The 13,819-nt window shown below is 67.9% G+C and carries 15 protein-coding genes; 7 read left to right on the top strand and 8 right to left on the bottom strand.

What is annotated here, in order from left to right; genetic code table 11:
* Positions 1-38 precede the first annotated feature (38 nt).
* The 5 genes from ACUVWL_RS11785 to ACUVWL_RS11765 form a co-directional block, all read right to left on the bottom strand.
* A complete protein-coding gene (locus ACUVWL_RS11785) occupies positions 39-677 on the bottom strand; it encodes a ferric reductase-like transmembrane domain-containing protein (RefSeq protein WP_014646319.1) in 639 nt (212 codons plus the stop codon).
* An 83-nt stretch (positions 678-760) separates the two neighbouring features.
* Entirely contained in the window at positions 761-1,495 is a 735-nt protein-coding gene (locus ACUVWL_RS11780; RefSeq protein ID WP_445978366.1) for an HvfC family RiPP maturation protein, read from the bottom strand.
* Complete coding sequence (locus ACUVWL_RS11775; RefSeq protein ID WP_445978365.1) at positions 1,488-2,333, bottom strand: HvfB family MNIO-type RiPP peptide maturase; 846 nt, start codon at positions 2,331-2,333, stop codon at positions 1,488-1,490. Before ACUVWL_RS11775 ends, ACUVWL_RS11780 begins: the two co-directional genes overlap by 8 nt.
* A gap of 54 nt (positions 2,334-2,387) precedes the next feature.
* Complete coding sequence (locus ACUVWL_RS11770; RefSeq protein ID WP_014646322.1) at positions 2,388-2,864, bottom strand: HvfA family oxazolone/thioamide-modified RiPP metallophore; 477 nt, start codon at positions 2,862-2,864, stop codon at positions 2,388-2,390.
* A gap of 95 nt (positions 2,865-2,959) precedes the next feature.
* On the bottom strand, positions 2,960-3,604 hold the full coding sequence (locus ACUVWL_RS11765; protein WP_014646323.1) for an HvfX family Cu-binding RiPP maturation protein: 645 nt from the start codon (positions 3,602-3,604) through the stop codon (positions 2,960-2,962).
* 341 nt (positions 3,605-3,945) lie between these two features.
* Here ACUVWL_RS11765 and ACUVWL_RS11760 point away from each other — a divergent pair, with 341 nt between their 5' ends.
* From ACUVWL_RS11760 to ACUVWL_RS11735, 6 genes are all read left to right on the top strand, one after another.
* Positions 3,946-4,737, top strand: coding sequence for an alpha/beta fold hydrolase (locus ACUVWL_RS11760; protein WP_014646324.1), 792 nt, complete (start codon positions 3,946-3,948; stop codon positions 4,735-4,737).
* Between the two features lie 3 nt (positions 4,738-4,740).
* Complete coding sequence (locus ACUVWL_RS11755) at positions 4,741-5,286, top strand: redoxin family protein (RefSeq protein ID WP_046429445.1); 546 nt, start codon at positions 4,741-4,743, stop codon at positions 5,284-5,286.
* Positions 5,287-5,343: 57 nt separating this feature from the next.
* Positions 5,344-6,084 carry a response regulator gene (locus tag ACUVWL_RS11750; RefSeq protein WP_032960784.1) on the top strand — a complete coding sequence of 247 codons (741 nt, stop codon included), beginning with the start codon at positions 5,344-5,346 and terminating at the stop codon, positions 6,082-6,084.
* Positions 6,081-7,394: a sensor histidine kinase gene (locus ACUVWL_RS11745; RefSeq protein WP_111205845.1), complete on the top strand. Its 1,314-nt coding sequence runs from the start codon at positions 6,081-6,083 to the stop codon at positions 7,392-7,394. Before ACUVWL_RS11750 ends, ACUVWL_RS11745 begins: the two co-directional genes overlap by 4 nt.
* 125 nt (positions 7,395-7,519) lie before the next feature.
* A complete protein-coding gene (locus tag ACUVWL_RS11740; protein WP_445978364.1) occupies positions 7,520-8,533 on the top strand; it encodes a hypothetical protein in 1,014 nt (337 codons plus the stop codon).
* Positions 8,534-8,611: 78 nt separating this feature from the next.
* On the top strand, positions 8,612-9,871 hold the full coding sequence (locus ACUVWL_RS11735; RefSeq protein WP_075076132.1) for an MFS transporter: 1,260 nt from the start codon (positions 8,612-8,614) through the stop codon (positions 9,869-9,871).
* A 4-nt stretch (positions 9,872-9,875) separates the two neighbouring features.
* Here the strand turns inward: ACUVWL_RS11735 and ACUVWL_RS11730 are convergent, their stop codons facing one another.
* Positions 9,876-10,823, bottom strand: a complete 948-nt coding sequence (locus tag ACUVWL_RS11730; RefSeq protein ID WP_049441242.1) for a nucleoside hydrolase — start codon at positions 10,821-10,823, stop codon at positions 9,876-9,878.
* A gap of 153 nt (positions 10,824-10,976) precedes the next feature.
* On the opposite strand from ACUVWL_RS11730, the gene ACUVWL_RS11725 reads away from it, so the two are divergent.
* On the top strand, positions 10,977-11,300 hold the full coding sequence (locus ACUVWL_RS11725) for a hypothetical protein (RefSeq protein ID WP_197621323.1): 324 nt from the start codon (positions 10,977-10,979) through the stop codon (positions 11,298-11,300).
* A 294-nt stretch (positions 11,301-11,594) separates the two neighbouring features.
* On the opposite strand, the gene ACUVWL_RS11720 is transcribed toward ACUVWL_RS11725, so the two are convergent.
* Positions 11,595-12,314 (bottom strand): GntR family transcriptional regulator, encoded by a 720-nt coding sequence (locus tag ACUVWL_RS11720; RefSeq protein ID WP_049441166.1) that lies wholly within the window; start codon positions 12,312-12,314, stop codon positions 11,595-11,597.
* Positions 12,315-12,370: 56 nt separating this feature from the next.
* Positions 12,371-13,738, bottom strand: a complete 1,368-nt coding sequence (locus ACUVWL_RS11715; RefSeq protein ID WP_197606254.1) for an SLC13 family permease — start codon at positions 13,736-13,738, stop codon at positions 12,371-12,373.
* Positions 13,739-13,819 lie beyond the last annotated feature (81 nt).

The following is a 13,819-nucleotide window of genomic DNA, read 5'->3' as shown; positions in this document are numbered from 1 at the left end:
TCCCTTTGCCTTTGGCAAAGGGATCTGACCCCGGCCCGTCAGGCCGCCCGCAGCGGCGGCCGCGCATGCGCACTTCGACGCAGGGCCTGCGCCCGCTTGGCGATCCAGCGCACCACGAAGGCGGTGAACAGCAGCGCCGACGGCACCGCATACCAGAAGTTGCCGGGCACGCGCTTGAAGTACGAGTAGGTGAACACCGCCGCGATGATCCACATGCCGGTGACGTGCAAGCGACGCCAGGCGGTGGGTCCCATGCGCCGGGCGAGCCCCCGGTGCGAGGTGATGGCCAGCGCCAGGATGGCGATGTAGCCCACCGTGCCCGGGAGGTTGGCCAGCGCGGAGCGTGCTGGCCAGAACGCCGGGTTGAGGATGCCGAAACTGGTGATGGCGACTGCGTGCAGCAGGTGCGAGAACGCGAAGGACAGACCGATGATGCGCCGTTCACGCAGCAGGAACCGGGTGAACGGGCCGGGCAGCAGGGTGGCGAAGGAGGATGCCGTGAATGCCGCCAGGAACAGCAGGAACGATGTGCGGGCGGTGAGCCGGATCGCCGCGCGGCTGCCTTCGGCTGCATCGGGATACAGGGCGAAGGCGGTCAGTGCGAACGCGATCAGGACCACGGCGATGGCTACGAACAGACGCCAGCCGTGCAGGAAGGAAATGTTGGAAGCAGCCATGATGAGACCTCGAAGTAGGGGGCGGGTAGTGCCGGCCGCTTGCCGGTCAATGAACGGGTAGTGCCGGCCGCTGGCCGGCAACCTCAGAAAGCAGGCAATGCAACCAGCACCCCCGCCGTGCACAGCTCGCCCAGAACGGGCACGCAGGCAGCACGCAATGCGTCCGTTGCCACGTCATGTGTTTCGGACAGCGCCTGCAGTGCCTCATCCACACGCGCGCCGTCGTCACCGAAGACCGAAAGCAGCGCGTAGGCCAGCGGTGACGGTTGCTCGACCTTCAGGCTGAAATCGGCGCGGCGCTGGATCACCAGCAGCGTGGGAGCTGCGCCCAACACCGGTTCCAGCCCCTCGTCCTCATGCACCGGCCACCGGTACCCAAGCACCCGCACCAGCGGCGAAACCGCCAGCACATCACTGTCCTCGGGTAAGCGCTGCAGCAGACACCCAGCGCCACGCGCTTCAATGTGCAGCGACTGCTGCGTGCTCTCGTAGTGCGCCAGTTCCGCCGCCCAGTCCGGCAGTGCCAGCGTGTCCTGCACTGCCAGCCAGGCCGCGAACTCGCCGGCGATCCGTGGGAACAACGGGGTCTGGCAGGCGTGGTGGGCGTAGTAGTGCGCCACGGTGTCGCGCCAGCGCGACGTGCCCAACTGCTGTTGCAGTCGCGGCAGGCTGCCGGCCAGCAGGGTGTCCAGGCTGTCGATGCACAGGCGGCGGTATATCGCCAGCCTGCGCGCCTCCACGTCATCGGGTGCGGTCTTTGCAGGGTCCCGCACATGATCGGCCCAGCGCCGTTGCAGGGTAGCCAGCGACTCAGCCATGGGCCGCCTCCGGCCAACGTGCCTCAGCCTGTGCCTGGCGGATCTGCGCGACCTCGGCCAGCAACCCGGCCAGCGGCGGGAAGTTGAAGTCGCGCTCGAGCAGCGTGGGACGCACGCCCACCCGCATGTAGGCCTCGCGCAACAGCGCCCAGACCACGCCTTTCACCGGCGCACCATGGGTATCGATCTTGAAGCCGTCGTCTTCATCGAAGTGGCCCGCTACGTGCAGCGAGGCGACACGGTGGGACGGCACGTGGGCCAGGAATTCGAAGGCGTCGTAACCGTTGTTGCAGGCATTGACGAAGACGTTGTTGACGTCCAGCAGCAGGTCGCAGTCGGCTTCGGCGAGCACGGCGTTGATGAAGTCGATCTCGCTCATGTCCGCGCCGGCAACGGCGTAGTAGGAAATGTTCTCCACGGCGATGCGCCGGCCCAGCATGTCCTGCACCTGGGCGATACGGCCGGCGACATGGTGAACGGCCTCGGCGGTGAACGGCAGTGGCAGCAGGTCGTAGACATGGCCACCGGCGGCGCAGTAGCTCAGGTGTTCGCTGTACAGCTGCACCTGGTGCAGGTCGAGGAAGGCACGGGTCTGTGCCAGCAGGGTGCGGTCCAGCGGATCAGGACCGCCAAGCGACAGCGACAGGCCGTGGCAGGTCAAGGGGTGGCGCTCGCTGAGTTGGCGCAGCGCGTCGCCGTGTGTACCGCCGACGCCGATCCAGTTGTCGGGGGATACTTCGAGGAAGTCGATGGCACCGGCCGGCATGGCCAGCAGTTCGTCGATCAGGCCACGGCGCAGGCCAAGACCGGCGGCATGGGTGGGCAGGGGCAGGGACATGGCGGATGCTCCACAGAGAGCGCCGCCTTGAAGGCGGCGCCGGGTGAACGTCGATCAATCGGCAACGCGGGAGAACAGGCCCTTCGGCATCGGCTTGCCGTTGGCGGTGTAGACGCTGCGCAGGTAGTCGTGCGCTTCCTGCTCGCTGATGTAACCGTCGTGGTCGGTGTCGATGCGGTCGAACTCGGCGGCACGCTTGGCGGCCACAGCGTTGAATTCGGCACGCGAGACCTTGCCGTCGTGGTCGCGATCAGTGCGGGCAAACGAGGCGTCGCCGCACTTGCCTTCGCCACACTGGCCCTCGGCCACCTTGGCCTTGCCGGCGGGCTTGCCGGTGGTGGCCTTGTTGGCCCCGCACTTGCCTTCACCGCACTTGCCTTCGGCGGCGGCGCTCATGGCCACCGCGCTGATCGCCAGCGGCTGGATCGCCGCGGCCTGGCCGGCCAGCAGCAGGCCACCGGCCAGGGCGATGCCGATGGCACCGATGCGCGGCAGGCGGGAGGAAGAGGTGTTCTTGGTCGAGATGGACATGGTGGTGACTCCTTGGGAAAGCACGCGGGGCGTGCGGGATGGACGCCGCCGAAGAGGCGACGGAAAGCGAAACGCGCGGGAACAGGGGAGTCGGCTCAGGCGGCGCGGCGACGGCGCAGCAGATGGCCCAGCACCAGCACACCGCCGAGCAGGGCACCGCCGAAGCCGATGCCGGGCAACAGCGCGGCAACCGGCAGCAGCAGGGCGATCAGGCTGACGCCCCAACCCAGGCCGTCATTGCGTGCCGTGGCACGGCCGGACCCGGCCAGCAGCCGGTCCACGCTGAGTGCGCCACCGCCGTTGAGGATCAGTGGCAGCAGCATGGCCAGGAACAGCAACGGCAGCTTGAAGTTGCCGTAGCCCTGGTCGGTGATCGCATAGCCCTGCCAGAGTTCACCCAGGCCGTTCCATTGGTCGGGCCAGTGCACGGCGGCGATGGCAACGATGGTGAGTACCCAGAAGACGTAGGCCACCGAGCGCGTGGCCAGGCCGAGCAGCAGCATCACCGCACCCACCAGTTCCAGCCATGTGGCCAGCTGCCAGTTCAGCGACGCGGGCAGTGTGGAGAACGGGAACGGGAAGCGGCCTTCCAGGTCGGCGAACCAGTTCTGGCCGCCCAGCTTCTCGCGGCCGGATTCAAAGAACTCCCAGGCCAGCAGGGTGCGCAGCGCCAACGGCGAGAGCCAGCGGCCGACGGCGTCCAGGCGGGGCGTATACACGGAAGAAGCGGTGCTGATCATGGTGGTGTCCTGCGGGCCAGTGGTCGATGGAAGCCATTCCAGGCGGCGCAGGTATCGGCAACGTGTGCCGTTGCCCGGGGTTTTGTCAGCGACTGTGGCCGCGGCCGGGGTTTCGTACAGTCAGATACAAAGACGATGCGCGGATGCGCATCGGGGCGTTGCGCGCCCGCGTGCGGGCAGCGATATCCACCCGAAAGCGCCCGGCCAGGACCGGCGCGCGAATGTATCCCACTGTAGAAACCCGCCTGCGCCCTACAGTCCGGTACAACTCCGCGCTGCGGAGAAACAGCGCCGATACACCGGCAGGCGGAAATGGCCACTCCCAACTCCGGAGTGCCCCCATGATCCGTACCTGCTTGCTGGCCGCCGCTCTCGCCCTTGCCGCCGCCGCCCCTGCCTTCGCTGCCCGGGCCGATACCGCTGCACCGCCCACCGTCATCCTGGTGCACGGCGCGTTCGCTGATGGCTCCAGCTGGAGCAAGGTCATCAGCACCCTGCATGACTGGAAGCTGCCGGCGGTGGCCGTCCAGAATCCGCTCACCTCGTTGGCCGACGACGTCGCCGCCACCCGTCGTGCGATTGCCGCTGCGCCTGGCAAGGTGGTGCTGGTCGGCCACAGCTGGGGTGGCACGGTCATCACCGAAGCGGGCAATGACCCGAAGGTGCAGGCGCTGGTGTATGTGGCGGCGTTCGCACCGGATGCAGGGCAATCATCGGCGCAACAGGGCGAAGGCTTCCCGGTCGGTCCGGGCCTGGCCCGCCTGCAGGAAAGGGACGGCTACCTGACGTTGCCGGCTGACGCTGTCGCCCAGGACTTCGCGCCGGACGTGATGAAGAAGTCGGCCGCACTGCTGTACAGCACGCAGGTCCCGTTGAAGGCCAGCGCGCTGGGCGAAGTAGTGAACGTTGCGGCGTGGCGCAGCAAGCCGAGCTGGTACGTGCTCAGCCGTGACGATCGCATGCTGTCGCCGCAGCTGCAGGCCGCCACCGCAAAGCGCATTGGCGCGCAGCTGCAATCGATCGGCAGCAGCCATGTGTCGCTGCTTTCGCATCCGGCGCAGGTGGCCGACAGTATCCTCGAAGCGGCGGGGGTGAAGCCGGCGGAACTGCCACTGGCCGAGCAGGGGGGCTGAGCGATGGCCGGCCTGCGTGCGTACGTGCTGCCGTTGCTGATGGGCGTGCTGGGTGGGGCTGCTCTGTTGATGGCCTGGCCCAGCCCGGAGGCCGATGCGCAGCCGGCACAGGCCGTTCCCGCCGCCGGGTTCGACGGTGGCGGGCCCTGGCACAACAGCCCGCCGCTCACACTGGAGCAGTTGCGGGGGAAGGTGGTGCTGGTCGAGTTCTGGACCTACACCTGCAGCAACTGCCTCAACGTGGCGCCGTATGTCCACCAGTGGCATGCGCGCTACGCGTCGCAGGGCCTGAGGGTGATCGGCGTGCATACGCCGGAGTTCGCCTATGAAGGGCTGCCTGGCAACGTGCGCAAGGCCATCGCACGGTTGGACATCGCCTGGCCGGTGGTGCAGGACAACCAGTACCGGATCTGGAACGCCTGGGGCAACCGCTTCTGGCCCGCACTGTACCTGCTCGACCGGCAGGGGCGGGTGGTCTACCGCCATTACGGCGAGGGCGACTACGCACGTACCGAAAGCGAGATCCAGCGCCTGCTGGGCAACCCCTGAGCCGCGCTACCATGGCCGCACCGCGCGGCCTTGACCTTCGTCCTCATCGAGAACGCAATGAACCACGTACCGCACATCCTGGTCGTCGACGATGACAGCGAGATCCGCCAGATGCTGGCCGATTACCTGCAACGCAACGGCCTGCGCGTGAGCCAGGCCGACGGTGGCCGGGCCATGCGCGCGCTGATGGATACCCATGCCGTGGATCTGGTCGTGCTGGACGTGATGATGCCGGGCGAGGACGGACTGAGCCTGTGCCGCAACCTGCGCGCCGGCAAGCATCGTGCGGTGCCGGTGGTGCTGCTGACCGCCCGCGACGACGAAACCGACCGCATCATCGGCCTGGAAATGGGCGCTGATGACTACGTGACCAAGCCCTTCTCTTCGCGCGAACTGCTGGCACGCATCAATGCGGTGATCCGCCGTACCCGGATGTTGCCGCCGAATCTGCAGGTGAGCGAAGCCGGTCGCCAGCTGGCCTTCGGCGAGTGGCGCCTGGACACCACCGCACGCCATCTGCTGGATGCACAGGACACCGCGTATCCACTCAGTGGCGCCGAATTCCGCCTGTTGCGCGTATTCCTCGATCACGCCAATCGGGTGCTCAGCCGCGACCAGCTGCTCAGCCTCACGCAGGGCCGCGATGCCGAACTGTTTGACCGCTCGATCGACCTGCTGGTCAGCCGCGTGCGGCAGCGCTTGGGTGACGACGCACGCGAGCCGACCTACATCAAGACCGTGCGCAGCGAAGGCTATGTGTTCAGCGTGCCGGTGCAGTTGCTGGGGCCGGACGAATGAACGCCACCGCACGCCGCCCACGCTGGCCGCGCACGCTGTCGGCGCGGCTGCTGCTGGTGCTGCTGGGCGGACTGGCGCTGGCCCACGCACTGTCCTTCGGCCTGCTGTTCTTCGAACGCTACCAGTCCACCCGCAGCATGATGCTGCGCAACCTGGACGAAGACGTGGCCGTGAGTGTCGCGCTGCTGGAGCACCTGCCCGCGGACCAGCGCGATGCCTGGGTGCCGCGGCTGGAGCGGCGCACCTACCGTTACCTGCTGCGCCCGGCCGCGGCCGGACCGGGGCTGCAGACCGATCGTGCACGCCAGGTCACGGCGATCATCGATGACAGCCTGCAGCACCGCTATCCGTTGCAGGCGCGCCAGGTGGCTCGCCTGCCGGAGCGGTTCGAGGTGGAACTGCGCCTGCACGACGGCACTCCCTTGACCATTGAAGTCACCCCGTCGGGCCTGCCGCTGGCGCGCTGGCTGCCCGCCGTGCTGCTGGTGCAGCTGGCGCTGCTGCTGGTGTGCGCGTGGCTGGCGGTGCGCCTGGCCATGCGCCCGCTGCAGCAGTTGTCGCATGCGGTGGAGCATCTGCAGCCGGGCAAGGACGGGCCTGCACTGCCTGAAGATGGCCCGGCCGAAGTGGGCGGCGCAGCAGCCGCTCTCAACGCACTGCAGGCACGCATTCGTGGCCATGTCAGTGAACGCCTGCAGATCCTGGCCGCGATCTCGCATGACCTGCAGACCCCCATCACGCGCATGAAGCTCCGGGTGGAGACCCTGCCTGAAGACAGCACCCAGCAGCGGCTGCTGGCCGACCTCGACCACCTTGGGCAACTGGTGCGCGAGGGTGTGGCCTATGCGCGCAGCAGCCACGTCGCCAGTGGCGCGCCGGTGTCGATGGACCTGGGCGCGTTCCTGGCCAGTGTGGTCGGCGATTACGAGGACATGGGCAAGCCGGTCAGTGGCGGAGCACCCGCTGGACTGGTCGTGCAGACCTGGCCGCAGCCGCTGCGCCGGGTGGTCGGCAATCTGGTCGACAACGCGTTGCGTTACGCCGGTGCCGCCGAGATCGAGGCGGGCCGCGATGAGGCCGGAAGGGTGTGGATCGGAATTTCCGACCGTGGCCCCGGCATTCCCGAAGACCAGTTGCAGGCAGTGCTGGCACCGTTCCACCGGCTGGAAAGCTCGCGCAATCGCGATACCGGCGGCACTGGCCTGGGCCTGGCCATCGCGGTGCAGCTGGCGCAGTCGCTGGGCGGCTCGCTGCGGTTGCGCAACCGCGAGGGTGGCGGGCTGAGGGCTGAGCTGCAGCTGCCGGGGTAACGGGCGGGGTCGGATCCCTTTGCGGGAGCGGAGGGCTCTGACCCCGATGTGGGATCTGTGACGTTCCTGCACGGCCTTGGGATCGGCGATCATCTGCAGGGAGTGTCGAAACCAGGAAACACGCAATGCAGGGAACGCAGCATTCAATCCAGCGCCCGCGCCACGTCGCGCTGCTGGTCGGTCTGCTCGCGCTGGCGGCCTGCCAGCGCACACCGGACGCGCCGACCGTGGCACCCGCAGCGGGCACACCGCCTGCCGCCCCGGCCACCGCAACAGACCTCTCTCCGCTGCTCGACGCCTTGCCGACCTGCGCGCTGGACGGCTGGTACATCGATCAGCAGACCGGGCGCCCGGCCCATCCCTGGTTGGCGGCGAACGCGCCGAAGCCCTGCAAGGAGGACGGGGAGAACGAGATCGCCACGTTCTGCGTGCAGGGGCAGTGGAAGGGGCTGCCGGTGGAAGAGGTGATCCTGCCGACGATGACATTCGTTTCGTTCCGTGGGGCCAGGATCGGCCTGCCGCTGGAGAAGGCACGTCCCATCGTCCGCCAGCGTTTCGGCCAGGACTTCCCGGGTGGTGCGGCTTACGAGGAGGGCCGCGAGCCGAAGCTGATGGCCGATCCCGAAGATGCGCAGCGTTCGTGGCTGCTGTGCAGCACCCCGGAACTGGGCCACGACGTGGACAGCGAGGGAAGCATCAGCTATTCCGGCATGAACCTGCCCTACGACCACGACGGTTGCAGTTACCGCTACAGCCCGGTCGACTTCTGCGATGCGCGGCACCGCGCAGCCATCGAAGATGCCCTCCAGCATCAGAAACCCAATTTCAACCGGCACTACCTGCTGGTACAGGTCGATGATCGTCCGGAGTATTTCCAGCGCACGCTGGTGCTGGTCGATACCCGCACGGGCAGGGCGACGCCACTGCCGTTCGATGCCTTCACCGGGCCGGCGGGAAAGGGCGGTGATGCTACCGGCTACGGGACACTGGAGACGGGCGTGGACCGGCAGCAGTTCTGCCTCGATGGCGCGTTGCTGGTCTACCGCGTGTTCGAGGAAGGGCGCTTCTGCTTCGGTTTTGACGGTGAGCGCTTCACCGGCCATGAAACCCAGTACATGCAGGCAGCGGATGGCCGATGACCGGTATTTCACCCGGGCCATGACATCCTGCCCCGAACCTGCGCAACCGGGACCGAGGCTGTTGAAGGCGAACACGCAATGACCGCGGCGCGGCAGCGCTCGATGTGGGTGGCGGGCCTGTCCACGGTAGTGGAGTGGTACGACTTCACCCTGTACCTGTATTTCGCCACGGTGCTGTCGCGGGTGTTCTTCGGCGGCGGCGAACAGGCGCTGCTGGTCACGCTGGCAGGCTTCGCGGTGTCCTACCTGATGCGCCCGCTGGGCGCGCTGTGCTTCGGCCACCTGGGCGACCGCCTGGGCCGGCGCTGGATGCTGCTGGCTTCGATGGCGTTGATGGCGGCGGCGATGCTGGCCACTGCGTTGCTGCCGACCGCGGCCACCGCAGGTACCACGGCGGGCGTGCTACTGCTGGTATTGCGCTGCGTGATGGCGTTTTCGGTGGGCGGTGAGTACACCGGCGTGGTGGCGTACCTGCTGGAAAGCGCACCGGCGCGGCGGCGTGGCCTGGTGACCTCGCTGGCCTCGGCCGCCAGTGAAGTAGGCGCACTGCTGGCGGTAGCGATCTCGGCGGTCACCGTGGCGCTGCTCGCGCCCGCGCAGCTGGACAGCTGGGGCTGGCGTATTCCGTTCTTCGTCGGCGCTGCGCTGGCACTGGTGATCCTGGTCGCGCGCTCGGGCATGCACGAATCGCCTGAGTTCGAACGCCAGCGCCGCGAAGGCAGCATTCCTGCCACGCCGCTGCGGCATGTGCTGCAGCACCACCCGCTGGCGGTGGCGCGCACCTTCGCGATCTCGGCCTTGGGATCGATCACCTACTACGTGGGCATCACCTATGTGCCTGCGTTCCTGCACGCGCAGGGCCACGATGAGGGCGATGCACTGTGGCTTTCGACAATTGCGGCGGTGGCAGTGATTGCGATCACGCCGCTGTGTGGCGCATTGTCCGACCGCGTCGGGCGGCGGCCGATGCTGCTGGGCCTGACCCTGCTGGCAGCGTTGTTGCCGCTGTCCCTGTTCGCCTGGATGGCACAGGCGCCGCCGTTGGGCATTGCGCTGGCGGCGGTGCTGCTGGCCTGCGTGGCCGGCGGCGTGAGCGCGGTCGCGGCCCCGGCCACGGCCGAGCAGTTCCCCGGCGAAGGGCGGGTGAGTGGGCTGGCACTGGGGGTGACCATGGCCACGGCCTTCTTCGGCGGGGCAACGCCATGGCTGGCGCAATGGTGGGTGGAGCGCAGCGGCTGGGCAGCAGCGCCAGGCGCGATGATCGCGCTGGTGGCGGTGCTGGTGCTGCCGGTGCTGTGGACCCTGCCCGAGACGGTCCCGGGCAGGGCCAAGCGCTAGCGGGTCAGACCTTCAGGGTCTGCTCGATGTCGGCCAGCACGGCGGCCGCATCCACGCCGATGGCAATCGACTGCACCACGTGGCCGTCCCACACGCTGGGGCCGAACGCCAGGCCTTCCGGCTTGGGAATGGTCATGCCGCGGGCGACGCCGTCGGTGGCCACGCGCACGCTGGCGCGCTCGAACTGGAACAGCTCCGGACGGGTCAGCGCGATGCAGGCGCAGCAGTCGTGCACGACCATGCCCTTGTGGCCGGCCTGCAGGTAGAAGTCCACGTAATCCTGCGACAGCGCACGCACCAGTTCGGCATCGGCACCGCCGATGGCGGCCAGCTTGTCCAGACCGTCACGGTCCATTTCCACGCGGGTGGTCACGTCCAGGCCGATGGCGGTGACCGGCCAGCTGGCAGTGAACACCACGTCGGCCGCTTCGGCATCGCCCCAGATGTTGGCCTCGGCGGCCGGGGTGATGTTGCCGTTGACGTGGAACGCGCCGCCCATGATCACCACGCCGCGCACCAGGCCGGCGATGTCCGGGGCCTGCTGCAGGGCCAGCGCGAGGTTGGTCATGCGGCCGACCGCGACCAGGGTCACTTCGCCCGGATGGGCGCGGACCAGGTCGATGATCAGCTGGTGAGCGGGGCGCGCGTCGGCGGCCACGTCCAGTTCGGTCGGCACCGGGTGGTTGCCCAGGCCGTTGTGGCCGTGGATGTGCACCGGCCAGGCTTCCGGGGTGGCTTCCGGCTGCAGCGGGCCACCGGCACCGCGCGCGACCGGGGCGGCGAAGCCCCAGGCCTGCTTCAGGTACAGCGCGTTGTGCGTGGTCGACTCCACCGAGGCATTGCCGAAGGTGGTGGTGACGCCGATCAGGTCAATCTGGGCGTGCTTGTGCAGGTACAGCAGGGCCAGGGCGTCGTCGACGCCCGGGTCGGTATCGAAAATGACTTTCAGCATGTTGTTGTTCTTCTTCTTCCGTGTGGTGCGGGGGGCGCCGGCGGCCTGGAAGCAGGCAGGCGCGCCCTGCATTGTCCCATCTTCATGACGGGCAGGGCCATTGCCGGGCTGGCAGGCCCATAATGCCCTCCAGTCCAGGCATGGAGCCGCCGAATGTTGATCGTTGCCCTTCTGCTGGTCCTGCTGGTGCTGGGCCTGAACGTGGCGGCTACCGTGGTGATCGTCAGGCGTGATGGCCTGTCGGCGGGTGGCCGCGCGGTGCAGCTGCTGCTGGTCTGGCTGCTGCCGCTGGTCGGCGCCATCCTGTGCCTGGCAGTGGCCACGGCCGGTGGCTCGGGCAGCCGGGGGGATGGCGGCGGAAGCCATGACACCTCCGTTGGCTATTCCAGTGACAGCCACAGCCATCACAGCTACAGCAGCTCCGACTGCAGCAGTGATGGTGGTGGGGGGGACGGCGGCAGCTGCGGTGGCGATTGATCAGACGTTTCGGGATGCCGGCCAGCGGCCGGCACTAACCCGCCGAGGTCACGTCCCGGTAGTGCCGGCCACTGGCCGGCAACCTCTTCCCCTCAGCCGCCGCCTTCGGCGGGCAAGCGGCCACGGCACGTTCAGCAGCCCAACCAAGGTCACGTCCCGGTAGTGCCGGCCGCTGGCCGGCAACCAAATCCGCTCAGCCGCCGCCTTCGGCGGGCAAGCGCCCACGGCACGTTCAACAGTCCAACCAAGGGCACGTCCCGGTAGTGCCGGCCGCTGGCCGGCAACCACATCCGCTCAGCCGCCGCCTTCGGTCGGCAAGGGCGCCGGCACGTTCAACAGCCCGCCTGCCGCCACATAGGCGGCCAGGGCCTGGCCCTGGCTGAGCAGATGGCGTTCCATGGTGCGTTCGGCGGCCTGCGCGTCGCGGCGGCGGAAGCACTCCATCAGCTCGCGGTGCTCGGCCAGCGATTGCGCGGTGCGCCCTGGGGTCAGCAGCTGGCGGCCGCGATGCATCTTCAGGATGCGGTGCAGGTCGTGGGTGATGCGGATCAGCCACGGGTTGCCGGCGTAATGCTGCACGGTTTCGTGGATCAGGTAGTTGTTGCGGTAGTACTCGGCGATGTTGCCCTCGGCCGCCGCCGCTTCCATCGCCGCATGCAGGGCCTCCAGCTGTTGCACGCCGGCATCGTCGATGTGCCTCACCGCCTCGTGTGCGCAACGGCCTTCCAGCATGGCCATCACCGGGAACAGCTGGTTGAGGTCTTCCAGCGTCAGCCGGGTGACCCGGCTGCCACGACCGGCATCGATCTGCACCAGGCCTTCGGCTGCCAGCAGCTTCAACGCCTCGCGCAGGGGCGTACGGCTGATACCCAGTTCCTCGCACAGCGCGGGCTCGTCGATCCACTCGCCCGGCGGCAACCGGTAGTCATAGATGCGCTCGCGCACGTGTTCGGCCACCTCTTCGTACAGAGGCGCGCGCTTCTTCGGTGACCGCGGGGCAGGGGCAATGGCCATGCGCAGAGTGTAACGCCAGGTCGCGCCGGCCAGCGGCCGGCACGACCCGATGGCGGTTACATCCAGCCCGGCACCACGAACACCAGCCAGGCCAGCAACGGCCCCAGCGCCACCACCAGACCGCTGTACACCAGGAAGCGACGGAACAGGCTCTCGCGCTCTTCCTTGGCTGCCGAAGCCACCACCAGTGCGCCATTGGTGGAGAACGGGCTGACATCGACGATGGTGGACGACACCGCCAGCGCGCAGATCACGCCAGCGGCGCTGAGGTGACCCTGCATCAGGAACGGCACGGCCAATGGAATCGTTGCGCCGAGCACCGCGGCCGACGAGGCGAATGCAGAGACGATGCCACCCACGTAGCAGACCAGCAGTGCACCCAGCAGCGGGATGCCGATGTCGGACACGCCATTGCCGATGAAGTCCACCGCGCCGGCATGTTCCAGCACGCCGATGTAGGTCACCACACCGCAGATCAGCAGCACGGTGGACCAGCTGATGCCATCGACCGCGCCCTTCTGGCTTTGTGGCGACAGCAGTGCCAGCGCGACAGCCACGGTGATCGAGACCAGGCCGACGTTGAGGTTGTAGATCAGCGCGGCCACGCCCAGGCCGAGCAGGCCGATCAGGGTGAACAACCGCTCGCGGGTCAGGCTGACCTCATCCAGTGCCGCCGGATCGTTGGACAGGGTGCCGCCGCCCGCCGCGACCAGCGCGCCATGGCCTTCGATCGCGAACTGGCGCGAGGATGCCTGCGGGCCACCGGCCATCGCCAGCTCGGCATTGCCGATCGTTCCCGCTGCCGTGATCGAACCGCGACGCAGCAGGGCGATGCCACCGAAGGCGAAGAAGCAGATCGTCGCCATCATGAAGTTGAAGCCCAGGCTGGTCAGGAACACCGCCATCTCGGTCACTTCCAGCCCGGCATTCTGCACCACGCCATTGGTGATGCTGCCGTACACGCTGATGGGCGAGAAGCCGCCGGCCTGCGCACCATGGATGACCAGCAGGCCCATCATCAGTGGATTGATGTTGTACTGCTTGGCAAAGCGCAGGGCGACCGGGCCGATGATCGCGACCGCGGCCGGGCCCAGCGCACCGAACGCGGTCAGGACCGCGGTGATCACGAACATCACCCACGGAATGGCCACGATATGGCCGCGCACCGCTTTCACTGCCCAGTGCACCAGCAGGTCGATGGTGCCGTTCTTCTGCGCGATGGCGAACAGGTAGGTGATGCCGACCAGGGTCAGGAACAGATCGCCGGGAAAGCCGGCCAGGACCTCCTTGCCGCCCATGTCGACCCACAGCCCGCCGATGATGAAGGCCAGCGCGAAAGCGACGGCACCCATGTTGATTGGCATCGCGGTGGCGACGATGAACATGATCACCAGACCGATGATCGTTGCGATTTGTGGACTCATGCGCCCTCCCAGACACGTGACTCACGTACAGCGCGGATGGAGACCCGCCATCCCGGGGTAAGGCGACGTACGGCGTGTTGC

This window comes from Stenotrophomonas muris (genome assembly GCF_052751275.1).
Note: the sequence above shows the minus strand (reverse complement) of the source record. Positions and strands in the feature narration are given on the sequence as shown.